This is a genomic window from Neorhizobium sp. DAR64872/K0K18 (assembly GCF_050500175.1).
GTDB lineage: Bacteria > Pseudomonadota > Alphaproteobacteria > Rhizobiales > Rhizobiaceae > Neorhizobium > Neorhizobium soli.
Genome location: NZ_CP191446.1, coordinates 1,552,217 through 1,576,953, shown reverse-complemented (window position 1 = coordinate 1,576,953; position 24,737 = coordinate 1,552,217). Strand labels below are relative to the sequence as shown.

Annotated in this window: 25 protein-coding genes; 11 read left to right on the top strand and 14 right to left on the bottom strand. The window is 58.9% G+C overall.

The annotated features are described in order from the left end of the window. The first annotated feature begins 236 nt into the window (after positions 1 to 236). Positions 237 to 1,280 (top strand): LacI family transcriptional regulator, encoded by a 1,044-nt coding sequence (locus ACQY1P_RS13245; RefSeq protein WP_062581404.1) that lies wholly within the window; start codon positions 237 to 239, stop codon positions 1,278 to 1,280. Between the two features lie 54 nt (positions 1,281 to 1,334). On the opposite strand, the gene gndA is transcribed toward ACQY1P_RS13245, so the two are convergent. Next, positions 1,335 to 2,768, bottom strand: a complete 1,434-nt coding sequence (gene gndA / locus ACQY1P_RS13240) for an NADP-dependent phosphogluconate dehydrogenase (protein WP_430251824.1) — start codon at positions 2,766 to 2,768, stop codon at positions 1,335 to 1,337. A 163-nt stretch (positions 2,769 to 2,931) separates the two neighbouring features. Between gndA and ACQY1P_RS13235 the strand changes: the two genes are divergently transcribed. Further along, complete coding sequence (locus ACQY1P_RS13235) at positions 2,932 to 3,405, top strand: SRPBCC family protein (RefSeq protein ID WP_430256584.1); 474 nt, start codon at positions 2,932 to 2,934, stop codon at positions 3,403 to 3,405. Here the strand turns inward: ACQY1P_RS13235 and ACQY1P_RS13230 are convergent. The 8 genes from ACQY1P_RS13230 to ACQY1P_RS13195 form a co-directional block, all read right to left on the bottom strand. Further along, a complete protein-coding gene (locus tag ACQY1P_RS13230; RefSeq protein ID WP_430256583.1) occupies positions 3,337 to 4,050 on the bottom strand; it encodes a PAS domain-containing protein in 714 nt (237 codons plus the stop codon). The genes ACQY1P_RS13235 and ACQY1P_RS13230 overlap by 69 nt on opposite strands. 171 nt (positions 4,051 to 4,221) lie before the next feature. Further along, the gene (locus ACQY1P_RS13225) at positions 4,222 to 5,157 is read right to left on the bottom strand and encodes a lipid A biosynthesis lauroyl acyltransferase (protein ID WP_062457157.1); all 936 of its coding nucleotides are present in this window, start codon (positions 5,155 to 5,157) and stop codon (positions 4,222 to 4,224) included. 6 nt (positions 5,158 to 5,163) lie between these two features. Then, positions 5,164 to 6,192, bottom strand: coding sequence for a zinc-binding dehydrogenase (locus tag ACQY1P_RS13220; RefSeq protein ID WP_062457160.1), 1,029 nt, complete (start codon positions 6,190 to 6,192; stop codon positions 5,164 to 5,166). A 61-nt stretch (positions 6,193 to 6,253) separates the two neighbouring features. After that, positions 6,254 to 7,540: a beta-ketoacyl-ACP synthase gene (locus tag ACQY1P_RS13215; RefSeq protein ID WP_430256582.1), complete on the bottom strand. Its 1,287-nt coding sequence runs from the start codon at positions 7,538 to 7,540 to the stop codon at positions 6,254 to 6,256. A gap of 11 nt (positions 7,541 to 7,551) precedes the next feature. Next, positions 7,552 to 8,748: a beta-ketoacyl-ACP synthase gene (locus ACQY1P_RS13210; protein WP_430256581.1), complete on the bottom strand. Its 1,197-nt coding sequence runs from the start codon at positions 8,746 to 8,748 to the stop codon at positions 7,552 to 7,554. A gap of 102 nt (positions 8,749 to 8,850) precedes the next feature. Then, positions 8,851 to 9,324: a 3-hydroxyacyl-ACP dehydratase FabZ family protein gene (locus tag ACQY1P_RS13205; protein ID WP_430256580.1), complete on the bottom strand. Its 474-nt coding sequence runs from the start codon at positions 9,322 to 9,324 to the stop codon at positions 8,851 to 8,853. A gap of 22 nt (positions 9,325 to 9,346) precedes the next feature. Beyond that, on the bottom strand, positions 9,347 to 9,631 hold the full coding sequence (locus ACQY1P_RS13200; protein ID WP_092662234.1) for an acyl carrier protein: 285 nt from the start codon (positions 9,629 to 9,631) through the stop codon (positions 9,347 to 9,349). A 159-nt stretch (positions 9,632 to 9,790) separates the two neighbouring features. Beyond that, positions 9,791 to 10,756, bottom strand: a complete 966-nt coding sequence (locus ACQY1P_RS13195; RefSeq protein WP_430256579.1) for a nucleoside hydrolase — start codon at positions 10,754 to 10,756, stop codon at positions 9,791 to 9,793. 211 nt (positions 10,757 to 10,967) lie between these two features. Here ACQY1P_RS13195 and ACQY1P_RS13190 point away from each other — a divergent pair, with 211 nt between their 5' ends. Further along, positions 10,968 to 11,753: a TSUP family transporter gene (locus ACQY1P_RS13190; protein ID WP_430256578.1), complete on the top strand. Its 786-nt coding sequence runs from the start codon at positions 10,968 to 10,970 to the stop codon at positions 11,751 to 11,753. 28 nt (positions 11,754 to 11,781) lie between these two features. Here the strand turns inward: ACQY1P_RS13190 and cobU are convergent, their stop codons facing one another. Beyond that, a complete protein-coding gene (cobU, locus tag ACQY1P_RS13185; protein ID WP_430256577.1) occupies positions 11,782 to 12,303 on the bottom strand; it encodes a bifunctional adenosylcobinamide kinase/adenosylcobinamide-phosphate guanylyltransferase in 522 nt (173 codons plus the stop codon). Between the two features lie 296 nt (positions 12,304 to 12,599). On the opposite strand from cobU, the gene ACQY1P_RS13180 reads away from it, so the two are divergent. The 5 genes from ACQY1P_RS13180 (at position 12,600) to ACQY1P_RS13160 (ending at position 17,073) form a co-directional block, all read left to right on the top strand. Continuing rightward, on the top strand, positions 12,600 to 12,743 hold the full coding sequence (locus ACQY1P_RS13180) for a hypothetical protein (RefSeq protein ID WP_430256576.1): 144 nt from the start codon (positions 12,600 to 12,602) through the stop codon (positions 12,741 to 12,743). A gap of 661 nt (positions 12,744 to 13,404) precedes the next feature. Next, positions 13,405 to 14,400: an ABC transporter substrate-binding protein gene (locus ACQY1P_RS13175; RefSeq protein WP_092662231.1), complete on the top strand. Its 996-nt coding sequence runs from the start codon at positions 13,405 to 13,407 to the stop codon at positions 14,398 to 14,400. A 203-nt stretch (positions 14,401 to 14,603) separates the two neighbouring features. Further along, on the top strand, positions 14,604 to 15,512 hold the full coding sequence (locus tag ACQY1P_RS13170; RefSeq protein WP_062457186.1) for an ABC transporter permease: 909 nt from the start codon (positions 14,604 to 14,606) through the stop codon (positions 15,510 to 15,512). Continuing rightward, positions 15,505 to 16,557: a quaternary amine ABC transporter ATP-binding protein gene (locus ACQY1P_RS13165; protein ID WP_062580606.1), complete on the top strand. Its 1,053-nt coding sequence runs from the start codon at positions 15,505 to 15,507 to the stop codon at positions 16,555 to 16,557. Before ACQY1P_RS13170 ends, ACQY1P_RS13165 begins: the two co-directional genes overlap by 8 nt. Positions 16,558 to 16,722: 165 nt before the next feature. Beyond that, positions 16,723 to 17,073, top strand: coding sequence for a hypothetical protein (locus tag ACQY1P_RS13160; RefSeq protein WP_062458086.1), 351 nt, complete (start codon positions 16,723 to 16,725; stop codon positions 17,071 to 17,073). Positions 17,074 to 17,205: 132 nt separating this feature from the next. On the opposite strand, the gene ACQY1P_RS13155 is transcribed toward ACQY1P_RS13160, so the two are convergent. Next, positions 17,206 to 17,364 (bottom strand): entericidin, encoded by a 159-nt coding sequence (locus ACQY1P_RS13155; protein WP_062457192.1) that lies wholly within the window; start codon positions 17,362 to 17,364, stop codon positions 17,206 to 17,208. 295 nt (positions 17,365 to 17,659) lie between these two features. Between ACQY1P_RS13155 and ACQY1P_RS13150 the strand changes: the two genes are divergently transcribed. After that, positions 17,660 to 18,436 (top strand): formyl transferase, encoded by a 777-nt coding sequence (locus ACQY1P_RS13150; RefSeq protein ID WP_430256575.1) that lies wholly within the window; start codon positions 17,660 to 17,662, stop codon positions 18,434 to 18,436. Between the two features lie 21 nt (positions 18,437 to 18,457). Here ACQY1P_RS13150 and ACQY1P_RS13145 read toward each other — a convergent pair whose 3' ends face one another. Further along, positions 18,458 to 19,351 (bottom strand): LysR family transcriptional regulator, encoded by an 894-nt coding sequence (locus ACQY1P_RS13145; protein WP_062458089.1) that lies wholly within the window; start codon positions 19,349 to 19,351, stop codon positions 18,458 to 18,460. Between the two features lie 214 nt (positions 19,352 to 19,565). Between ACQY1P_RS13145 and ACQY1P_RS13140 the strand changes: the two genes are divergently transcribed. Both ACQY1P_RS13140 and ACQY1P_RS13135 read left to right on the top strand, forming a co-directional pair. Next, on the top strand, positions 19,566 to 19,775 hold the full coding sequence (locus ACQY1P_RS13140; RefSeq protein WP_430256574.1) for a hypothetical protein: 210 nt from the start codon (positions 19,566 to 19,568) through the stop codon (positions 19,773 to 19,775). Positions 19,776 to 19,994: 219 nt separating this feature from the next. Continuing rightward, positions 19,995 to 21,023 (top strand): GlxA family transcriptional regulator, encoded by a 1,029-nt coding sequence (locus ACQY1P_RS13135; protein WP_062458093.1) that lies wholly within the window; start codon positions 19,995 to 19,997, stop codon positions 21,021 to 21,023. A 72-nt stretch (positions 21,024 to 21,095) separates the two neighbouring features. Here the strand turns inward: ACQY1P_RS13135 and ACQY1P_RS13130 are convergent, their stop codons facing one another. Together ACQY1P_RS13130 and ACQY1P_RS13125 are read right to left on the bottom strand one after the other, a co-directional pair. Then, the gene (locus ACQY1P_RS13130) at positions 21,096 to 21,944 is read right to left on the bottom strand and encodes a response regulator (RefSeq protein ID WP_092662225.1); all 849 of its coding nucleotides are present in this window, start codon (positions 21,942 to 21,944) and stop codon (positions 21,096 to 21,098) included. A 173-nt stretch (positions 21,945 to 22,117) separates the two neighbouring features. Then, complete coding sequence (locus ACQY1P_RS13125) at positions 22,118 to 24,733, bottom strand: mechanosensitive ion channel domain-containing protein (protein ID WP_430256705.1); 2,616 nt, start codon at positions 24,731 to 24,733, stop codon at positions 22,118 to 22,120. Between the last annotated feature and the right edge of the window lie 4 nt (positions 24,734 to 24,737).

The following is a 24,737-nucleotide window of genomic DNA, read 5'->3' as shown; positions in this document are numbered from 1 at the left end:
CGCGTGCTTCGTGTTGATGCACTTATCTCGTTACATAACAATGCTTTAAAGGATTATTGAATTGATCCTTCTTCGCAGACGCAAAAGAATTGTGCGTCTGCGTTGTAATGGGTATATCGACGGCAAGTCGTTGGTTTTCAGCGAAAATAGGACTGTATCGTTGCAGTTTTTTACCGTATGAACGGTGCTTGTGGAGAAGGTCGCAGTCGCCGGTGATCTCCGAGAAAGCTGCAGCCATGGATGAAGACAAACGTAGATCCTTTGGGACGATCGGCAATCAACGCCCGACCCTTAAGACAATTGCCTACATGACGGGGCTGGGTATCACGACGGTGTCGCGGGCCCTCAAGGATGCACCCGACATCGGGGCCGATACGAAGGAACGCGTTCGACTTGTGGCCGGCCAGCTCGGCTATCACCCGAACCGGGCGGGCGTCCGGTTGCGCACAGGCAAGACCAATGTGATCGCGCTCGTGCTCAGCATCGAACAGGAACTGATGGGCTTTTCCAGCCAGATGGTGCAGGGCATTTCCGAGGTTCTCGGGGGCACGCAATACCACCTCGTGTTGACGCCCCACTCGTTCGAGAAAGACCCGATGGTGCCGGTGCGCTATATCCTCGATACGGGATCGGCAGATGGCGTGATCATCTCGAGGATCGAGCCGGACGATCCGCGTGTGCGGCTGATGACGGAGCGCAACCTGCCTTTCGTCACCCACGGCCGAACCAGTATGGGGATCGAGCACCCCTACCACGACTTCGACAACACGGCGTTTGCCTATCAGGCGGTCGAGCGGCTCGCCAAGCGAGGCAGGCGGCATATCTGTCTGCTCGCCCCACAGAGCAGGTTTGCCTACTATACCCATAGCCGCATCGGCTTCGAACGGGCGCTAGCCGACTTTGGCCTGAGCGAGGTGCCGATGGGACGGATCACGACGGAGACGTCGCTGGAGGATATCAGAGCCTATTCGGAGAAGCTGTCGCGGCTTCCGCAACCGCCTGATGGAATCATTTCGATGAGCGGCTCTGCAACGATCGCGATCGCCTCAGGCCTTGAAGCTTCCGGTCGAAAACTCGGCCGCAATGTCGATATCGTCTCAAAGCAGTCGGCCGAATTTCTCAACTGGATCAGGCCGGAAATCCTTGCCGTAAACGAGGACATCCGTTGGGCGGGACGGGAACTTGCAAAGGCTTTGCTGGCCCGGATCGATGGGGCGGCCCCAGAGCTTTTGCAAAGCGTCAGCCAACCGGAATGGTCGATCAAGTCACCCCAGGACTGATCGAATGCAAAAAGCCCGGCGCTTGGCCGGGCTTTCGGTGTTTGCAAAATAGTCTTAGGCGAAGTCGGCTAGTCCGCTGCCCCACGGGCCATGGTGCTTGTCGACGCCGTCGAGGCGATCGAAACCGTGGGCACCAAAGAAGTCGCGCTGCGCCTGGATGAGGTTCGCAGTGCCGCGTCCACGACGGTAGGCATCGAAGTAGGACAGCGCGGACGAGAGTGCCGGAACCGGCAGGCCGGACATGACGGCATAGGAGACAACGCGGCGAAGTGCGCCGTCGGTGTCTGCGACCATCTGGGCAAATGCCGGTGTCACGATCAGGTTTGCAACATCCGGGTCCTTCGAGAAGGCCGAGGTGATCTCATCGAGGAAGGCCGAACGGATGATGCAGCCATCGCGCCAGATCTTGGCGATCGTCGGCATCGGCAGGTTCCACCCGTACTCCTTGGAGGCGGCAGCCATCACTGCAAAGCCCTGCGCATAGGCGCCGATCTTGGCCGCAAGCAGCGCGTTTTCGAGATCGGCGAGGAACGCCGCGCTGTCTGCCGGCGCATCGATCGACTTCGGCAATCCGAACTGCTTTTCTGCGGCGAGGCGCTCGGTGCGCTGAGACGACAGAACACGCCCGGCGACAGCGGCCTCGATCGCGGTTGCCGCGACACCCATGTTCTGGGCTTCGATGACCGACCACTTGCCGGTGCCCTTCTGGCCGGCGGAATCAACGATCACGTCGACCATCGGCTTGCCGGAGATCGGGTCCTTTGCCTTCAGGACCTTTTCCGAAATCTCGATCAGGTACGAATTCAGGCGGCCGGTATTCCACTTGCCGAAGACGTCGCCGATTTCGGTGGCGCCCATGCCGAGACCATCGCGCAGGATGCCGTAGATTTCGGCAATCATCTGCATGTCAGCGTATTCGATGCCGTTATGGATCGTTTTCACGAAATGACCGGCACCGTTTTCACCGAGCCAGGCGACGCAGGGTTCATCGTGGAATTTCGCGGAGATCGAGGTCAGCACCTTTTCGACACGCTTCCAGCTTTCCTCAGCACCGCCGACCATGATCGACGGTCCATGGCGTGCGCCTTCTTCCCCACCGGATACGCCCATGCCGATAAAGGTCAGGCCGGAACCTTCGAGGTTTTCGAAACGGCGCATCGTATCGCGGAAGTTGGCGTTGCCGGCATCGATCATGATGTCGCCCTGCGAAAGATAGGGCTTCAGGAGCTCCATCTGCTGATCGACCGGATCGCCGGCCTTGATCATGATGATGATCGGGCGTGGGGGCCGGATTGCAGCGATGAATTCTTCCAAGGTCTCGCAAGGAACGATCTGGCCTTGCAACGCGCCCGCCTCGGCGTAGAATTTCTTGGTAACTTCCGCTGTCCGGTTGAAGACGGCGATCTTGTTGCCTTTTTCCGCGATGTTGAGCGCGAGGTTTGCACCCATAACGCCAAGACCGATAAGACCGATTTCTGCCTGTTCCACGGATATGCCTCCAGTTTTAATTTGACGCTGTTTTGGCATCCTCGTTTCCAAACGGCAAGGCTAAGACGAAAGCGAGCCCGTTTATTCGCGGATGCGCCGGCTCGTGCGATCAAGAGAATTTCCGAGTGGCATGCCACTCGGCGTAGAACCCAAGGAGGCCTTCATGACGGTCATGCCCGCACGCGTAATCCACCTCTCGATCGAGCGGAACTGGAGGGATGTCTACGCATTTGCAAGGCGTCCGGAAAACATGGCAAGCTGGGCTTCCGGTCTTGCCGCAGACCTGCGCGCCGAAGGCGAAGACTGGATTGGCGATGGCGGTCCGGTTGGAACAATCCGGGTTCGCTTCGCTTCCGACAACGACTTCGGCGTGATCGATCACAGGGTCACGTTGGAAAACGGGCTCTCGATGGACAACGCGCTGCGTATCATACCGAACGGTGATGGAGCTGAAGTTCTGTTCACCCTTTTGCGCCAACCCGGTACCGATGATGCGGCGCACGAAACGGATGCCGCGCATGTCCTTAAGGATCTGCAGTCGCTGAAGGCAATCATGGAACGCTCAGCGTCAGGCCGCAGGCCTCTTCCGCCGATCGGCGGTCTCTTGAATGATCAGGAGAACACCGATCATCGTTGAGGACCGCTGGAACGGCGACATGCGGCAGCGAAGCACAAGCGTCTCGCCTCCGACTTGATCTGCATAGGTGACCGACGTGCTTTCGCCTTCGAAGCAGCGGTCCAGGTTCGGCTTGAACTCGTTTCGAAATCGATGGAGACCGACAAATTCCCCGATATGCCGGCCGACGAGTTCCTCACGGGGAATGTTCAGCCGCTGCGCGTTCGTCTCGTTGGAATAGAGAATGCGGTAACCGGGAGCGACGACAAGAATGCGGTCCGAAAGCTGGTTCAGGAGGGAATCGTCGAGAATGCCGCTGGAGACGGCTTGGTCGATCGGCGACGATTGGTCCTGCCCCTCACCGGGAGCTCCCGGCGCTTCCGTACAGGTCGTCTGCGGTGCAAGATACCGCTCGACCAGGGTCTGCAGGAGGTGAGCGTTGCGCCGAACGCAGCTGCGATCGTCCGCTTCCTCATTCAGGAGGTCGAGCGCAAAACGGAACTGGGCCTGAATGCTGCCGGCATCGGATTCGGCGCTGCCAAAGATCGCTAGGAGCAAAGGATCAAGTTCGCGGTCGAGACTGGCTGTCAAAGCCTCGTCTTCGCGGTCGATCGCCTGCTGTAGCTCTCCATATTTCGACCAGAAAAGATCGATCAATGCTTGCAAGACAATGCCCTCTCCACACGAGCCTCACGTCAGCCGTGGCCCTCTGAGACGACTGCGTCCAATCTCGTATAATACATCACACGTTAAATGTAGTCTCAAAAACGGCCCCTAAAAATGGCCGGTAAATACCCGTAGACGCTTGCAACCCACGAGAATTGTGGCCTCAGGAAATCAATCTGTGACCGTTTTCTTGATGTGCCAGCGGTCGTGATACCACAGCCACTGTTCAGGGTATTCCCGCACCCAGGATTCGACCTTGTCATTCAGGACCTGAGACGTGCCCTGAATGTCGAGATTGCCGCGTTCGTCGCGCGGAAGTTCGATGCGAGGCTCTATCTCAAGGCGAAAACGATTGTTCGGGAGACGGATGCAGCGGGCCGGATAGACATCCGCATCAAACTGACGCACGAGCTTGGCAAGAAGCGGGTTCGTCTTAACAGGGCGTCCGAAGAAATTGGTCGACAAGCCTTTTCTGAACTTCTGGTCGACGAGGACACCGACCCCCCCGCCCGCGTCCAGGCGCCTTGCCAGCGAGAACGATGACCCCGCATGCGACGGCACGAGCTGCCCCATGCGGGCACTGCGGAACGAGAAGACCTTATCGGCGATGTAAGGGTTGTTCGGCGGACGGAACAACACCATGACCTCGAGACCAAAGGCCTTGCCGGCGACAGGCAGGAGCTCGAAATTGCCGGTGTGGGCGGTAAAGACGATAAACGGACGTGGGTTGTCGCGCAGGTCCAGGAAGATCGGGGTGCCCGAGACTTCCACCCTGCCCGGCTCTGCCTGTTCGGGGTCGAAATCGAACAGCCGGTCGAGGAAGACATATTCGGCGGCGAGCCTGCCCATGTGTCCCCAACTCGCGACAGCGATCTCCTGCAGCTCCGCCTCACCCTTTTCCGGAAAGGCGTTGCGCAGATTGGTCATCATCAGTTTATGACGCCAGAATTTCGGCCCGATGTAGCGTGCGAAGCGATCGGCAAACCGGATCGCCGGATCCGCCGGAAAGATCTTCAGGAAATTCAGCAGCCCGAACGTGAGCTGCGCCACCAGCCATTGGCGGAAGTGGATAAGCTTCAGAACAATCCGGGTAATGACCATCTTCATCCGTGGTCAGTCCATCCTCAGGACGATCTTGCCGAAGATCTGGCGGCTCTCCATGCGGGCAAGTGCCTTGTGGATTTCATCGAACGTGACTTCTGTGTCGATCACCGGATGAACGATGCCCTGGGCCATCTTCTGCATGGCATCGGCCATGTTCTCCATGCGGCAGCCAAACGAGCCGATGAGCTTCAACTGCTGCTGGAACAGCATCATCAGATTGAGGTCGGTGGAAACACCCGAGGTGGACCCGCAAGTGACGAGGCGTCCGCCGCGCTTCATGCACAACATGGAACCCGCCCAGGTATCCTTGCCGACATGTTCGAAGACGACATCAACGCCCTTCTTCTTGGTCAGCTTGCGCACCACGCCTTCGAACCGATCCACACGGTAGTTGATGACATGATCCGCGCCGAGTGCCTTGGCCTTCTCGATCTTGTCGTCCGAGCCCACTGTCGTGATGACCGTGCAGCCCATTTTCTTCGCGAGCTGGATGGCGGCAGATCCGATGCCCGAGCCGCCGGCGTGAATGAGGATCGTCTCGCCAGGCTGAAGCTTGGCGTTGTCGAACAGCATATGCTCGACCGTACCGAAGGTCACAGGCGCGAGTGCTGCTGCAACGGCATCGACGCCCGGAGGTGCCGGAACGAGAAGACGGGCCGGAAGATTGGCCTTTTCCTGCGCGAAGCCATCGAGATGGAAGCCGTGGACACCGGACACGTTCTCGCAGAGGTTGTCGCGCTTTTCGCGACACGCCTTGCAGAGACCGCAGGTACGGGCGCCGTAAATCGACACGAGCTGGCCGGGCAGAACATTCGAAACGCCCGGACCGATGGCTTCCACGACACCAGAGGCCTCGGCACCGATCGTCAGCGGCATCTTGCGCTTGGCAAATGCCATGCCGCGCCAGCCCCAGACGTCGATATGGTTGAGGGCAACAGCCTTGACGCGCAACGTGACTTCGCCGGGACCCGGCGCTTCCGGCTCGGGAATATCGACAGCTTCAAGCTTGCGGTCATCAATCAGTTGCAGCGCGCGCATAACAGGTCATCCTCCGCCCGTTGGGGCGTTCTAGCTCTACCAAATCTCTTGGGGGCTCGCCTTACGCCGGTTCCAGCGTCATGACAAGGCTGGCGTTCTGGCCGCCGAAGCCGAAGGAATTGGACAGAACCGCCTTTGGGGCACCGTCCCGCTTCACATTCGGCACCACATCCAGCTCGATCGTCGGATCGGGATTGGTGTAGTTGATCGTCGGCGGCAGAGTGCCGGTCAGCATCGTCTGGATCGAGAACACGGCTTCGACAGCACCAGCCGCCGTCAGCGTGTGACCGATCATCGACTTGTTCGAAGACACCGGAATGCCCTTCAACCCTTCGCCGAACACCGCCAGCATGGAGCTGTATTCCATCTTGTCGTTTTCCGGCGTCGAGGTGCCGTGGGCGTTGATATAGCCGATGCCGGTTTCGTCCATGCCCGCATCTTCAAGCGCCGCACGGATCGTGGCGATCGCCGGGCCGCCATCCGGGGACGAGCGGGTGCGGTGGAAGTGATCGGCCTTTTCGCCGAGACCCTTGACGATGCCGAGCACTTTAGCGCCGCGGGCGATGGCCGACTGCAGCGATTCCAGGACAAGCGTTGCCGCGCCTTCAGCGATGACGAAGCCGTCGCGATCCTTGCTGAACGGCTTGGACGCCTTTTCCGGCGGATCATTTTGCGTCGAAAGCGCAGACAGAAGCGAGAAGCGCACGAGTGCCTCGACGCTGACCGATCCGTCGGTCGCCGCGACCAGCGCCTTGTCTGTACGGCCCTGGCGGATCGCCTCGACACCGAGCTGTATCGCGGTTGCACCGGAGGCGCAGGCGGTGGACAGCGTTACGGGCAGGCCACGGGTACCGAACTTGTCTGCCAGGCGCTCCGAAATCGATCCGAACTGGACGGCTTCTAGAAAGACAGGATCGGGACGCTCGCGCATGGCCGTCAGAAAGCGATCGTAGGCATCGCCCTCCTGCGTCGATGGCGGCGCACGGTCTGCAAGCGCAAAACGGTCGGACCATTCGGGTTCGACCGGGGGTGCTGCCAGAAACAGCGGTCCGTCGAAATCGCCCGACAGCCCGGCTTGTGCCAGCGCCTCTGCGGTCGTCTCGCGAGCAAAGGCAAACGAGCGCTCGACGGAGTTTTCGGCCGGCACCTTGATGAAATCCACCGTGCCGCTGATGCGGGTCGAAAGCCCTTCAGTCGGGAAGCGGGTGATCTTGTGGATGCCCGACGTGCCCGAGGTCAGCGCTGACCAGTTGTCCTCAAGGCCCTGGCCAAGCGAGGTGATGACGCCCATGCCGGTGACCGCGACGATGGGCCGCCCGAGATGATCCGTAAAGCGGTTGTCGGTCATGACTGTCTCCTTCACGCTTCAGCAGAGAGGACAGCAATCCCCTCGCCGCGCGTATATCCAACTGTAGTGACAATCGCCTGTTTTGCCGGGGACGCCATTTGCGTCTCGTTTGCGGCGTCGAAGGCCGGCACTTTGGCGGCAGATTCGAGCGTCAGCGCCGCAAGAGCGATGCCGAGCGGGAACTGCGCTTCCATCGCGTGGCCCGTAACACCGCCAAAGCCGCGGATCGCGGAACCCGGGAAAGCCTGCTCGAGCGCTGTCTTTTCGCGCTTGGCAAGATCGACCAGACCGCTCGCGCCGGAGAACACGACAGTTTCTGCCCCTGGCGTGCCGTGGGCGGTGAGCCGCGACATGCGCTTCTCCAGCCCGCCATCGTCGCGTTTGCCGCGATCGCCTTCGACGGCATCGATCGTTGCATAGATCCGTGCACCACGCGCCTGCGCGTAGCCGCGGGATTCGAGAACGAGAAAGGCGCCGACCGAACCGGTGATCATGCCGCCGCCATTGTCCGGCGAGCGAGACCACAATGGCTGCCATTCGCCTGTCGCGTGGGCACGGATGCCCTCGACCAGCAGAAGAATATCGGCCCGTTCCGCCACGAAGGCGCCACCGACGAGACTGTGGCTCGACTGGCCCGCCTTGATGCGGTGGAAGGCGGTTTCGATGGCGGAAATGCCGGCCGATTCTTCGCCCATGAAGGTGCGGGAGGAACCCGTGACCTTGTGGACGATGGAAATATTGCCGGCCATCAGGTTCGAAAGCTGGGCGAGGAACAGCGTCGGACGCAGTTCGGTCGTCAGCTTCTCGTTCAAAACCATGTCGCGGTCATTACGCTTCAGGGCTTCGTCGACAATCAGCGAGTCGACCTTGATGTCGCGCTCACCGCCGCCCGCGGCAACGATCATATCCATCGAGGCGCAGGCATCCGCGTCCGTCTTCAAGCCGGCGTCGTCCAGAGCGAGGCCTGCCGCGAACACGCCGAGACGCTGCCAGTTTTCCATCTGGCGCTGATCGCCACGCTTGGCGATCTGTGCGGACCAGTCGATCTCAGGCATTGGATGGACAGGATAGGGTTTGAAACGCTCCGTTTCGACCTTGGGCTCGTCGATGGACGATCCCGTCAGAAACGCGACATGCGGCTCTATGCCGACACCGAGCGAGGTCACGATGCCGACCCCGGTAATCACCACATCATTGTCAGACTTCATAACTGTCCTCTTTGCGCGGCCATTGACCAGCGACGACATCAGGCACGGCGAGACACTTTAGAACCGGTCCGTCGAGGCCGCATTACTCCGGAAGGCTGTGCGTCAAATGCCGGCCTGCATCGCCGCGAGGAGGCCGACCTCTTCGGCGCGCTTGCGCACGATCGGCGCCAGCGGAACTTCAGTGAAAGGCATTGTCCGCAGCTTCAGCTGCGCATCGCAGACCTTCTTGCCGCCCGACGTAATCTTCGCCTTTGTCACCATGTAGCCGGAACCCTCATGCTCCAGAAATGCCTCGATGTCGAGCACGGCATTCGGCTCGACAAACGCACGCATCTTGGCACTGTCCACCGACATCAGGAACGGCATCGCGGCGAAATCGGTCGCCGCAAGAACCAGCATTCCGGATGCCTGCGCCATGGTTTCGATCAATAGCACGCCCGGCACGAGCGGCATTCCCGGAAAGTGCCCTTCGAAAACGGGGCTCTTTTCAGGAACGACCGAGCGTGCAGTCAGCGTTTTTCCGGCCAGATCGAGTGTTTCCACCCGATCGATCATCTGGAAATATTCAAGAAGCATGAACTTGCGCCGGCTTTGGGCTTTAGCCCTTTGCCGCCTTCAGTTCGTCGATCTTGGCGCAGAGGTTCTTCAGAACGAAGTATTCCTCCGTCGAGACCTTGCCCTCGTTCACTTCCTGGGTCCACTGCTCGAGCGGAATCTTGATCCCGAATTCCTTGTCGATCGCGAAAACGATGTCGAGGAAGTCCAGGCTGTCGATGCCAAGATCGTCGATCGTGTGGCTCTCCGGCGTGATCGTCTCGCGGTCGATCTCGCTGGTTTCAGCGATGATGTCGGCAACTTTGTCGAATGTAGCAGTCACGCCCATGTCCTTTTAAAAAGTCTGTATTCGGTGTTCCACATAAGGAAACCAATCGAAAATGCCAATGGGTTCCAACAAGACGGCGCAAATTTGCCGCTACATTGTTGCCTAAACATCGATTGCGTATCGGTCAGAATGCCAAACCGCCCTCAAATTAGAAGAGGGCTAGGCCGGCCGACCTGCCGTCAGCGCGACACGGATAACGTCCAGCACCTTTTCCGGTTGGACACCGACCGCGACCTTCTGGCTTGGCTGGCCATCCCAAGGACTGTCGGCGAACCGTCGGCCCGTGTCCGGCGCCTGGATCGTCTCGCCGTCGGCAATGCCGCCGCAGACCACGCGGACAGGGCCGCTGCGAAGTTTGAACAGATCGGGCGCGACCAGATAGACGCAGGCACAGCTGTCGTGGATTGCCATTCCATCGAGACCCGCGCCCTGGCGGTAGAAATCGATATAGAACTGCGAAAGGTCGGACAGGAGTGTTAGCGCCTTGTCGCCACCCTTGGCCATCTCAGCCATATCATCTGACGACATCATCGTCTTCATGGTGACGTCGAGGCCGAAAGCAACGACGTTCCAAGGCGCGGTAAAGACGATATCGGCGGCATCCGGATCGCCATGGATATTTGCTTCGGCTGCTGGCGACACATTACCATTGACGTCGAAAGCGCCGCCCATGATCACCACCTGCTTGGTGAGGCCTGCGATCTCAGGGTCGGCCTGGAGAGCCAGAGCCAGGTTGGTCATGCGACCGACAGCGACGATCGTGATCTCGCCGGGATTGGCCCTGATCGTATCGATGATGAACTGCGATGCCTCGCGCGGATCGAGCGGCCAATCGATTTCGAGTGGCACGCCGATATTGCCGAGGCCGTCCTCGCCATGCACGATCGTCGGCGAGTGCTGCTCGACCCGCGAGGGATCGAGCGTCTTGCCGGCGCCTTTGGCGATCGGCGCATCGATGCCCCACTCCTTGTGCAGGAACTGCGCATTGCGCGTGGTCAGCTCGATCGAGGCATTTCCGAACACCGTCGTTACACCGACAAGATCGATTTCCGGATGGCGATGAAGAAAGAGCAGCGCCATGGCGTCGTCTACGCCGGGGTCAGTATCGAATATGACTTTTTGCATGCGAATACCTTGAAATGCTCGCCGCCTGCCAGCGGCCGTCCATTGCGCAACATAGCGCCGCAACGGTTTACTGCAATGCGGCTGCTATCTGCAACCGCTGCCAGCGCCCCTCCTATTGCCGGATCACCGATTCGGTGCCACAAGCCGGCGCGCATCCCTCCTCGCATCCCTCCGCCATTTCCCCTCCTCTCCTTTACGCAGAGCGCCAGCCTTGAGCGACATTGCATTTCAGCTGCTTTTTCTTCTTTTTCTCGCATCCGTCTTCGCGGGGTTCGTCGATTCGATTGCAGGTGGCGGCGGGCTGATCACCATCCCTGTGCTGCTCATCGCCGGCATTCCTCCGCTGGAATCGATTGCCACAAACAAGTTGCAATCCCAGTTCGGCTCGGCATCGGCAACGATCGCCTATGCGCGCAAGGGGCATGTGAAGCTGAAAGAGCAGCTGCCGATGGCAGCCATGGCGGCGCTCGGCGGCGCCATCGGGGCGCTTCTTGCCTCCATCGTTCCAGCCGAATTCCTGACGACCGCGATCCCCTTCCTGCTCGTGGCAATCGCGATCTTCTTCGCCTTAAAGCCGAATCTCGGCGATCTGGAAAGTCACCGGCGGGTGACGCCGTTCGTTTTCGGGCTGACTGCGGTGCCGCTCGTCGGGCTTTATGACGGCGTATTTGGGCCTGGGGCCGGATCATTCTACATGCTGGGCTTCGTCCTGCTCGCCGGCTTCGGACTGCTTAAGGCGACCGCCCACACGAAGCTCATCAATCTCGGCTCCAACTTCGGGTCGTTTCTGGTGTTTGCAGCGTCGGGATCGGTACTCTGGAAGATCGGCCTGATGATGGGCGTTGGCCAGTTCATCGGTGCACAGATCGGGTCGCGACTGGCGATGCGAAACGGCGCGAAGATCATCAAGCCGCTGCTGGTGATCTCCTGCATCGCGCTTGCGACGAAACTGATTGCAGATCCGGCCCATCCGGTGCGTGTCTGGCTGGGGTTCTAGACCACCGCCAGTAGACCCGCCCCCTTGCCTAACCCTTCATCTTCAATGGCAGACCGGCGGCCACGAAAAAGACTTCGTCTGCCTCGGCCGCGATTCCCTGGTGCAGGCGGCCGGCATGATCGCGAAACTCGCGTGCCATGCGGTTGTCCGGCACGATACCGAGACCGACTTCGTTGGACACCAGAATGACGGTTGCCGCGCAATCCTTCAGATAAGACATCAGTCCATCCGAGGCCGATGCCATGTCTGCCTCCGCCATCATCAGGTTCGTCACCCACAGCGTGAGGCAGTCGACGAGGATGACGACATCACCAGAGTCTATGCTGCGAAGGTTGGCTGCGAGGTTCAATGGTGTTTCGTGGGTGATCCAGCCTGTGCCACGGTCGTCTTGATGGCGCAGAATGCGTTCTTCCATCTCGGCGTCATAGGCGCGGCCTGTGGCAATGTAATGCCGGGAAAGGCCCGTTTCGCGGCAGAGTTTTTCAGCAAATGACGACTTGCCTGACCTGGCGCCGCCAAGAACCAACACGACACGCCCGGAGCGCGTCATGGCAGCAGTCCGATCACAGAGAAAGGGACCGGACGATTCGTAGATGAGGAAGGCGTCCGGCCCTGCTGGTGTTTGCTCTGGATTTGCATTGCACCGCCATGTTGACTCCTTGAAGGTCGCCCGTCAATCCCATGCGGGTCACATCTCCGGGCGCGATCTCAGAACTTTCTCAATGAGCATTCTGTTTGCGACACGCGTTGCCGACTTGTTGCGTTGAAACGCGCTGGTTTGCAGCGTATCTGAGCGCACATGAAAACGACACGGCTTCGGTCTACGAAGCCTCTGAGGAAACACCGATGCTCTACATCTTCAAGAACAATGACGGCGTTCAGATTGCCTGGAATTCGAGCCTTCCGCGTCGTGATCGCCAGAGCCGCGCAATGCAGCTCGACACGCGCTTTTCGCTGCTCGGTTTCATCCGCACAATCAGCGCGGGCTGACTTCAAAGCTGAGGCCAGACCGCGACGGAGTTGCAATCATAGCGCGATTTCTTATTTTGAGATCGCTCACATCGATGCAGAATGGTTATGGCGTCCGGTACGCAATACCTGATCCGGCGCCAAGTCGTTCGAAGACGACCATGGCGGCAATATCTAACCTCACATTCTTACCGTATGGTTATTAGAGCGCTACCAAAGCCTGCAGTTTCATTTTTTTTGCATGCTGGGTGAAATTTTTCTTCACCAGAGCGAAGGCGCTAATCGGCCACAAAACGTCAAATATCGGACGTGACAAAATGCGGACCTCATGAGCCGGCCGCCCCTTTTTGCAGAGTTTGCATAGTTATTGCCGGCGATGGCGCTTTTGTCGTCACAAAAGACGCTAACACGATATCTTACAAGGGCTTGGTGATATGCCCGTTGTTGTCGGGTTACTCGCGGACAGTTGATTTCTGCTTCGGAAAACGTAGGCTGATACTGCTGACACATAATTGCGCAGCGCCCGTGACATAGTTTGCGGACGTATAAAAGACGCATGACCGCAGCTGGCCGATGCAATCACATCTACCGGTTGATCGCACAAAGCCGCAATCATCGGGTGCCTGTTATCGGCGCCTCCAGAGTTGAACACTGTCACGAATAAGACTGGGAGGTCTTACACATGAAAAAACTCCTCACTTCCGCAGCCTTTGCCGCCGGTCTTTACGCCTTCGCCGGCACTGCTCACGCCGACTGCGGGTCGGTATCCATCGCCGAGATGAACTGGGCGTCCGCTGGCGTTGCCGCGCATATCGACAAGATCATTCTCGAAAACGGGTATGGCTGCTCCGTCGAAATGGTGACCGGCGACACGATGCCGACATTCACATCGATGAACGAGAAGGGTCAGCCTGACCTTGCACCTGAATTCTGGGTCAACGCCGTTCGCACCCCGCTCGACGCGGCGGTCAAGGAAGGACGCCTCGTCATCGCGGCTGAAATCCTTGCAGACGGCGCCGTCGAGGGTTGGTGGATCCCAAAATTCCTTGCAGACGCGCATCCGGACATCAAGACCGTGCAGCAGGCGCTTGCCCATCCTGAACTCTTCCCGGCGCCTGAAGACAAGTCCAAGGGTGCTGTGACCAACTGCCCGTCCGGCTGGAACTGCCAGACATCGACCGCCAACCTCTACAAGGCTCTCGGCGCAAGCGAGAAGGGCTTTGAACTGGTCGATACGGGCTCGGCTGCCGGCCTCGACGGTTCGATTGCTGGTGCGTTCGAAAAGAAGACCGGCTGGCTCGGCTATTACTGGGCTCCGACCGCCATTCTCGGCAAGTACGAGATGGTGAAACTGTCCTTCGATACGCCGCATGACAAGGCCAACTGGGACGCCTGCACGGCGGTTCCGGATTGCCCGAACCCCAAGGTCAACTCCTATCCAAGTTCGGAAGCCTTCACGGTCGTAACGAAGAAGTTCGCCGACAAGGCCGGCGTCGCGATGGATTACATCAAGGCGCGCAAGTGGGGCAACGCCACGATCAACAGCGTTCTCGCCTGGCAGACGGACAACCAGGGCACCAATGAAGACGCAGCCAAGCACTTCCTTACAACCAGCCCGGAAATCTGGAGCAAGTGGGTCAGTGCCGACGTCGCTGAAAAGGTAAAGGCTGCTCTCTGAGCCTAGCCTCGCCAATGAGGGAAGCCGATCTTCGGCTTCCCGCTCAAGGCGCGTGAGAAGTCGCGACAAGCCGTCCACAGCTGACGGTCGCGCTACCCCGACGCCTTATCCATTGCAGACGTGCATGACGCTGATTTGGTCAGGAAGGCGCTCGGGCAGCCATGCCGGGTTACGCCAAAAATCCAACCTATAAGGGGAACATCATGGCAACCTGCAACTTCCTGCCGAACGCTCTGTGTAGCTTTCCGGCGATCAGCGACGCTTCCATCCGTGAAGCACGCAAGGTCATCGATGAGGGGTTCAAGAGCCTTGTTCGCGAATATACCGGCTTTATCGATACGATCGTCCAGCCCCTGCAATGGTTCCTGAACTTCCTGGAAAGGCTGTTCACCAACTCGCCGTGGATCATCGTCCTCGCCGTCATCCTCACCATCGTCTATCTCGGCAGCCGCAGCATCCGCATCACCATCGGTACCGCGCTCGGAATGTCGTTCATCGGCTTTATCGGCCTTTGGAACGATGCGATGATCACGCTCGCGATCACCACGGTCGCAACTCTGATCTCCATCATCGTCGGCATCCCTATCGGCATTCTGATGGCGCGGTCCGACCGGGCGCAGGCAAGCGTCAACCCGGTTCTCGACGTGATGCAGACCCTGCCGAGCTTCGTCTACCTCATTCCCGTCGTGATGATTTTCGGTATCGGCAAAGTTCCGGGACTGATTGCGGTGGTCATCTATGCGGTCCCGCCAATGATCCGCCTGACCAATCTCGGCATCCGGCTTGTCGACAAGGAAGTGCTCGAAGCCGCGGATGCGTTCGGTTCGTCGCCAAGCCAGAAGCTGAAGAACGTGCAGATGCCGCTGGCCCTGCCGACAATCATGGCCGGGATCAACCAGACGATCATGATGTCGCTGGCGATGGTCGTAGTCGCATCCATGGTCGGCGTCGGCGGGCTTGGCCGCAACACGCTGCAGGCGATCAACAACCAGTTCTTTACGTTCGGCATCATGAACGGTTTCGCGCTTGTTGCGATCGCCATCATTTTCGACCGAACAAGCCAGGCATTCGGCAAGCGCCTGCAAAAACATTCGGAGGTGGTCCATGGCTAGTCACGGCATCGAGATCAAAGGTCTCTACAAAATCTTCGGCGCGAACGGTCGCCAGTATATCGACGCCATCAAGGCGGGCATGACGAAGACCGAGCTCAACAAGAACCACGGTCATGTGCTCGGCCTCAAAGACATCAACATATCCATGCCGGCGGGCGGCATCACGGTCGTCATGGGTCTGTCTGGTTCCGGCAAATCGACCCTGATCCGCCATATCAACCGGCTGATCGACCCGACCTACGGCGAAGTCGTCTATGACGGCGTCGACGTGTGCACGATGAGCGAAAACGATCTTCGGGAATTCCGTCGGCACAAGACGGCGATGGTGTTTCAGAAATTCGCGCTTCTGCCGCATCGGACCGTGATCGAGAACACGGTCTATGGGTTGGATATCCAGGGAGTGCCTCGCGCGGAAAGCTTCAAGAAAGGTCAGTACTGGATCGAGCGGGTCGGCCTCTCCGGCTTCGAGAACCACTACCCGAACCAGCTTTCCGGCGGCATGCAGCAACGCGTCGGCCTCGCACGGGCGCTGACCAACGATGCCGACATCCTTTTGATGGACGAGGCCTATTCCGCGCTCGATCCGCTGATCCGCGTCGACATGCAGACCGTGCTTCTCGATCTCCAGGCGGAGCTCAAGAAGACCGTCGTATTCATCACCCATGATCTCGACGAGGCGCTGAGGCTGGGCGACAAGATCGCCATTCTGCGCGATGGTGAGGTAGTGCAGCAGGGAACCGGCCAAGATATCGTCCTGTCACCGGCTGATGACTACATCACCGCCTTCGTCAAGGAGGTGAACCGAGGGCGTGTGTTGCAGGCAAAAACCGTGATGAAACCGTTCGACGGTCTGACTGACGGCATCAGGCTTGCGGGCAACACGACGATCGAAAGCGCTGCGAGAGCGATCTGCGAGGCGAGCCTGACACGGGCAACGGTGACAGATCCTACTGGAGCGCCTGTCGGGACGCTCGACCTGCACACAATCATTTCTGCCATGGTCAGCCCTGCATCATCCGAGGAGGCACGGATCGCTGCGGAATGACAGGGCTCGGCGTCGGACCGTTCTGACGCCAACCGGCCATATGCCGACGTCCTTATCGACAAGGTCGACATGTTGGGCGATAAGATCGACAAAGGTCAGGACGGCGCTCCCCACGGTGTGGAGGCGTGGATCTGGCGTGAAACGATCACGGTAAAGGATGAAGACGTGAGCAACATTTCGCCAATTGGCAGTCGCGAGACCGTTGCCGAGAGTTTCGAGAACCGGTCGGCCGAACAGCAGTCCTGGCTTGTTCTGTTGATGGAGAACCCGTCGAGCGATGACCTTCTCCTGTCGGGTCTGCATCTCTACCTGGATCAGGCGAGTGAAGGACGGTTTCTCAACTCTTTGAAACTGGAAAAATCTGGTGGATGGCTCGGCAATGCAGCGCCGGCGCGGCTTCAAATCCGCATTGCGGAAGCGGCGAAATCCAGCCAGCACCCAGCCTATCAGGCGTTCAAGAAGGGTCTTGATCAGTCAGGCGGCTTCGAGCGCGCCTATCCAAAGGCTCGAGTCTGATCAAGTCGAGCAAAGCGCATCGAAACTGGCCGTAGCTTGTACGCCAAGACCGCCCTGCCCCTCGCTGCGGGGCACCTCAGCAGCCTCGCTGCCGGCACGTGATGGCCGACAGCGGAGCTGGGGAGTAACTAATTACTGTGCAGCCTTGCCAACGCGGTGGCCGGCGTCCTGGGTGGCGTTCACGGTGTTCGCCGTGTCCTGGCCTACGCCGCGGATCGTGTTGCCACACGAGCTGAGCGAAGCTGCCGTTACGAAAAGTGCGGCGATAACCGTGACTGTCTTTGCCGTCATGTTAGAAAACTCCCTGGATGAAGATCAAATCGTTCGGAAAATCAATTTCCGGCACAGGAACGTTCCAGCTCGGAAAAAGTTCACGTGATCAAATGTGATGTGTCTCTTAGCGACCGCTGTGATGCTTTTTGGCAACAGCCCGATCGCGCCCGATGACTTCACCGCCGGTTCCAGCACAATGATACAGGACAAATCGGTTGTCGCAGCGCGCGAACCGAGAGGTCGGTGTGAATTTGCCAATCTTTCCCCGTTACTATGAGCGCGCACGCTACGCGGTCAATTACGGGGCAGGCCCATGACGGAACATTCATCTTCTCGGGTTTTGATCATGACTGCTGGCGGCATAAACCCGCAGGTGATGATCAATGCCATCCATCGGGAGTTTTCTGATCTCCACGTTATCCAGGAGGAAGCGGAACCGAAATCGGTGCTTCTGAAGCGGCGCGCGAAGCGGTTTGGATGGATGCATGCGCTTGGTCAGCTGGCTACGATGATTGCGTCACGGCTCGGCAAAGGCATCGCAGCGAGACGGTCTGAAGAGATCATTCACGAGCACGGGTTGATAGCGGCTCCCAACCCGGCAGTTCCTGTGACATTCGTATCGTCCCTGAATGACGCTTCGTGTCATGCTGCTCTAAGTGCAATCCGACCGGCAGTCGTCTTCACGATATCCTGCCGTATCCTGTCACCCCGAACGCTTGCCTCGATCCCCTGCCCCGTGATCAACTTCCACGCTGGCATCAACCCGATGTATCGTGGCCAGATGGGCGGGTACTGGGCTCTCGTGGAAGGCGATGCGCAGAATTTCGGGGCAACCGTCCATCTCGTTGACAACGGGGTCGATACCGGCGGAACGCTTTACGAGAAACGGATATCTCCGGCCCGTTCCGACACGATGGCAACCTATCCGCTCCTGATGACGGCATCCGCGACGGATATCGCAATCAAAGCAATCCAGGATGCGATCACGGGCAATCTGAAGCCGTATGAACCAGCCGGGCCATCAGCCCTGCGCTTTCCGCCGCCGATCTGGACATGGCTTTATCACGGCATCACCAAGAAGATCTGGTGATGCTCACGGAAATGCCCGAGTTCAGGCCGCCGTTGCCAGCGCGCCGAACGCTTCCCTCATGCTTTCCGCGACAGCCTTGGCCGGGGCCGAGAGATGGGGCGCGGTTAGAAGCCGAATGTCGAAGCTGATGAGTTCGGGCAGCCCTTCCTTGGCGCCCAGAACCTGCATGTCGCTCGTGACATAGGAAAGCGGGAATGGTGCGATCGCAAGGTCGGACACGACTGCTGCGCGCTGCGCCATCGTATGAGAGCTCGCATAGGCGATACGATAGGAGCGCTTGTGGCGATCGAGCTGAGAGATCGCATCCTGCCGCCACACGCACCCATCCTCCCAGACGGAGATCGGTAGCGGATCACGCAAGTAGGCATTGCCGCATTTAGCACCGGCCCAGACGAGCCGTTCGGAATGGATCACTTCACCGGTGGTCGGGAACGGCCTTGTCGCACAGTTGATCAGGGTGAGATCCAGCCGCTGCTCATCCATCCGCCGGCGTAACTGCAGGCTCTGGTCGACGGTGACATCGACCATGATCCCCGGAAAGCTCTCTCCGAAATCCTTCAGGAGCTTTGGAAGTAACCGCTCGGCGATATCATCGGGAGCGCCCAGCCTCACGACGCCCGCGAGATCGGGCATGACGAACCGCGAGACCGCCTCGTTCGATAGAGCGAGCATCCGGCGCGCATAGGACAGAAGCATTTCGCCATTCTGCGTCAACGACACCGATCGCGCGTCCCGCAGGAACAGCGTCGTCTTCAACTGTTCTTCGAGCTTCTTGATCTGCATGGACACGGCCGACGGTGTTCGCAGAACCGCTTCTGCGGCAGTCGAAAAGTTGCCCGTCTCGGCAATGGCAACAAAGGTTCTGAGGATGTCGATATCGAGCAATGGAAGAGGCGGTCGAAACGGAACGGTCATCGTCATCACCATCAATTAAATTGAACCTAAGCACCATATCATTTCGTTTGATTGAAAGTCAAACAGGTCGCACCCTTGGAAACACGACACGCCATCTCAAAACAAAACGAATCTTGATGGGATGGATCATTTTAATTCTCTTTTTTGATGACTGACCGCAGTTCACTTTGAATCGGCGTCCAGTGCTCGAACGAGAGCCCCAAGGAGAAAATCGATGAGCATCATGACCTATCGTGAGAGCGTACAGCCACGAACATCGCAGTCGTCGTTTGCGACATACTTCGGGCTTGCCCTGAGCACCTTTTCAAACCTGCGGGACGCATGGCGCCGCCGTCAAAATGAACAGGTCCTTGAGGGCCTGCCACCAGAAATCCGCAAGGATATCGGTTGGCCATCCACCGACAACGACCTCAAGCGCCATTGATGCCCAATACTCATGGCCTGCATGCGACACGCAGGCAGGTCTTGAGGCTGCGTCTTTTTTGATCGCCTGTTAACGAGATTATAGTGTGTGCGACCTTTGGACGTCGCAAATTTGACATTTCGCCGTCGTCGAATGTCCTTCTCCGTCACCGCCTTCCGTGTCAATGTCGCTTTTAAAGAAACGACCGGATCAACGGCGGCCAGCGAAGGGAACAGCGACATGGATATCACAAACCGTGGGCACGCGAAGAAACGCGCGCTCGTTTTCTTTCTTGTGCCGCATTTTACGATGCTGCCCTTTGCAGCTGCCGTCGAAACCCTGCGGATCGCAAACCGTATGCTCGGCTACGCTGCCTATACCTGGCGCCTCTGTTCCGTCGATGGCGAGAAGGTCTACTCGTCCAGTGGTATCGGTCTCGAAGTCAATTCCTCTCTTGCAGACGAACGCCGTCACCTGAGCGGTGAGCATCGCCCCAGCATGGTGCTGATGTGTTCCGGCATCTATGTGGAGGAGTTCAACAACAAGTCTGTCAACGCCTGGCTGCGCGAGACCTATAACCGCGGCACGGCTGTCGGAAGCCTTTGCACCGGCGCGCATATTCTGGCGCAGGCGGGGCTCCTGAACGGCAAGCGCTGCGCGATCCACTGGGAGAACCTCCCGGGTTTTGCCGAAGCGTTTCCACAGGCGGAAGTCTATGCGGATCTCTACGAGGTAGACTCCAACCTCTATACCTGCGCTGGCGGCACCGCGTCACTCGACATGATGCTGAACCTGATCGGCCAGGATTTCGGCGACAATCTTGTCAACCGTGTCTGCGAACAGCAGCTGACAGATCGCGTCCGCAACCCGCATGACCGCCAGCGTCTTCCCTTGCGTGCCAGGCTCGGGGTCCAGAACTCCAAGGTTCTGCAGATCATAGAGCTGATGGAAAACAATCTGGCCGAGCCGCTGTCACTGGTCGAAATCGCCGACGATGTCGGCCTGTCCCGCCGCCAGATAGAGCGTCTGTTCCGGCAGGAAATGGGGCGATCCCCTGCCCGCTACTATCTCGAGATCCGCCTTGACCGCGCCCGGCATCTGCTGGTGCAGTCCTCGATGCCGGTCGTCGAGGTTGCGGTCGCCTGTGGGTTCGTGTCGGCGTCTCATTTTTCCAAGTGTTACCGCGAGGTCTACAACCGCTCACCCCAGCAGGAACGCGCAGAGCGCAAGCTTTCGCTCAACACCGCACGCACCGGGGTCGTGGTGTAAGTTTTCTTGGAGAGCGGCACCCCATCGATATGAGGTGCCGCTCGCTTTGCACACTCAGCAGCTCTCAAGAAATCAGGCAACGTTCCTGACGTCGGCTGCTGGAGCCTTCGAGCGCATCGTGCGGATCTGGATCAGCGTATCCAGGTTCTGGTTGACGCGGCAGTAGAACTCCTCGTCGATGAAGGGCCGCAACATGAAGTCATTGCCGCCGGCCTTCAGGAATCGGGCGGAAAGCAGCCGGTCCGACGACGAAGACACGCCGATGACGCGCAGTTCGTGGGAACCGCGAACCGAGCGGATGCGGCGCGTCAGTTCGAAACCATCGATATCGGGCATGTTGTAGTCGGTGACGACGAGACCGATATCGGGGCTCTTCTTCAGGATCTCAAGGGCTTTGGCGCCGCTTTCGGCAACACTGACCCTAAAGTTATACCGCTTCAGGCGGCTCGAGAGCAGTGCACGGGCGGTCATGCTATCATCGACGATCAGGACGTGATGGCGGTGGTTCGTCAGGAACCTGCAAACCGATTCCGCCAGCATGTCGACCGCAAAGACGTTGTCCTTCAGGATATAATCCACGATATCCTTGGCCAGAAGCCTATCGCGTGTTTCCTGCTGGAAGGTGCCGGTAAAGACGATGGTCGGGATCGACAGATCGATCAGGTATTCCAGCGCCTCTCCGTTTTCAGCACCCGGGAGGTTGATGTTGGAGATCGCAAGCGTGACAGGCTCGGTGGAGCGATCGTAAGCAAGCTGCAGATCTTCGAAGTTACGGCAGATCTCAATCTCGATGCCGAACAGTTCTTTCAGTCGGGTCCCGACCATCGACGTAAATACGTTGGAATCTTCCGCAAGCAATATGCGCGCATTCGCCAAAGATTCGCCGGAATATTGCATGCCGGAAATGCCGAGAAATGTCATGGTACCCTTTTAACCCCGATCCTTGCCCCATTTGTTTAACTCTATGCGAAGCAATTTTCAGAAGCGTTAATTAGGCAGTACTTTCACATCTTGAGCGCAGCGGTCATCGAGTTACCGCTGCCTAAAGTGAATGATGTATTATTCCGGTACCTTACCATTCTCGGCGTGTGGCTTTACGCGCCACCCGCCGTATCTCCCTCATCGGGCAGGACCGGCTTTCCGCGGTGGAAGACGATCTCCTGCTGCGGGAACGGAATCTCGATGCCCTCCGCGCGGAAGCGCTGCAGAATGGCGATCCTAAGGTTGTTCCGGATGCGAAGACCATCGCCCATGTCAGCGAGATGGAAACGAAGCTCGAAATTCAGCGACGACGGCCCGAATGTCAGGAACTCGACGTGAGGCTCCGGATTCCGTAGCACTTCGGGGATCTGGTCGACGAGTTCCAGCAGAATGTCCATCACCCGTTGCGGGTCAGCGTTGTAGCTGACAGCGATCGGAATTTCCGAACGGCCGATCTTGTTGCGATGCGTCCAGTTGCCGACCGCGGCGTTGATCAGGTCGGAGTTCGGCACGATGATCGATTGTTTGCGGAAGGTCTCGATCTCGGTCGCACGTACAGAAATCCGCTTGACGATGCCTTCGTTTGCACCCGTCACCACGTGGTCACCCACCTTGAACGGACGTTCCACCAGCAGAATCAGTCCCGAAACGAAGTTCGATACGATGTTCTGCAGGCCGAAACCGATACCGACCGACAGTGCAGACGCGACAAGAGCAAAGCTTGAGAGGTCAATGCCCGCAGCCGACACGCCGACGATGACGGCAAGCCCGACGCCGAGATAGCCGATGCCCGTCTTCACCGAGTTTCGGACACCAAGATCCACCTGGCTTCGGGCAAGAACGTTGTTGTCGATCCACTTCTGAACCCAATGAGTTACGACAAACCCCAGCCCGAACAGGAGAATGCCGCCGAAAATGCCGACGATCGAGATGGAGACGTTACCGATCCGAATTTCGGTGAAGAAATTGTAGATCCATGCCTCGATATCCGTGGTCTGGAAGCCCCAGGTCAGAAGGATGAGCGGGATGCCGAGAAACAGGGCGAACGCATAGATGCCGAGGCCGGCAACAAGCCCTGTCTGGTCGAGCGCGACCTCGCCAAAATTGCGGCGCTCCGCCAGCTGCCGACCGGCGCCGGTGTTCTTGAACGCACCCTGCTTGGAGATCGCCTTGCCCGACAGGAAGCCCAGATAGACCAGGACGACAACCGCGCCGGTCAGCACGATCTGTGTCGCGACGAAACGGGCAAGACCAATATAGCCCGTCAGGACAGCAAGCAGAAGCAGCCCGCCCATGATCTTCAACAGACCGGAGAAAAACCGCGGCCACGGATGGCCGGTACTGCCGCCACGATCCTCGCCCTCGGCAACGCGCGGCCGTACAAAGGAAATGGCGATCAGGATGAGACCAACGATGACAGCGGCGAACAGGCTCTTGACGATCGTCAGAACCAGTGGCGAGTTCAATGCCTCGCTGATCGCGCCGAGAAGGTAATCCAGTCCGTTGACCACCGCCATGACGAGCACGGCCAATGTCAGCAGCCGCGCGCCCTTATCGGTGATGCGCACCAGTCGCCATGCCGGCTCTCCCGGCGCCATTACGCCATAGGTGAGCTTCCAGACAAACGAGACGAACCAGATGAAGCCGAACAGCGAAGCAATGATCGGCGCCACATCGGGTCTGAGAACATTGAACCCATCGAGGAAGAGATAGGAGGTCACCAGAAAGGCCGCGATCGAGACCGTCTGGATCACGGTCGACCAGAAGGCGACCGAAAGACGCTTGATATAGGATGGATCTTCCTGACCGTTGCGACGAATGAAGCGGCCGAAAATGCGGTAGCCGCCCCAGAGGAATAGGGCCGCAGCACCGATGGACAGCGCGATGGCGCTCAGAAGCTGAAGCAGCTTGAAGCGGATGACAAAGCCGATCCAACTGCCAAGCGTCGCGTTGAAGTTGTGCACTTCGGTTACGAAGGCATTGCCCGCCTCGATGAATAGATCGGCGTTCAATTCCGTATGACGAAACAGCGTCTGCGCGAACAGGGCACGGCGCAGGTTGGTGATCGTGTTCGCGAGATTTGTCGCGCTGTTGGCCAGGTTGTTGGCATCATCGACGATGAGGTTCAGCTCGGAACGCTCATTGACCAGCTTGCCGCGCTCCTCGGCGACGGCCGGCGCTTCCTGCGGCTGCCCTTCGGCCGGTGGTTCTCCTAGGCTCGTCAACCTGGACTGGATCTGCGTGACACGTGCCTTCAGCGTGTCAGACGCGCTGCGCATCTGTTCGACGATCTCTTCCGCCTGCAGGCGAAGCTCGGCCAGTCGGCCGTCGTCGGTCGTATCCTGCCTGACCTGATCGTTGAACGTGGTCAGCCGGCCGCGAAGGCTGTCCAATGTCTCCTTCATCTCATGGTTTATCGAGTCGACCGTCACCATCGACTGTGGATTTTGCTGAGCAGATGCCTGCGGTTGCCCGGCCTGCCCGGGGGCTGCCTGGCCCGGCGCGGTCTGTGCTGGTGCTGCTTGGGTCGGTGCAGCCTGCGCCAGCGCAGCCGGGGTCGGCGCAGCCGGGGTCGGTGCAGCCTGGGTCGGCGCAGCCGGGGTCGGTGCAGCCTGGGTCGGTGCAGCCTGGGTTGACGTCGTACCGTTTTGCGGAGCCTGCGCATTGGCCGTGAACGCTGCTGCGGTCACAAGCAGGACGATCATGGATGCGCGGATCGTTCGCGTCATCAGT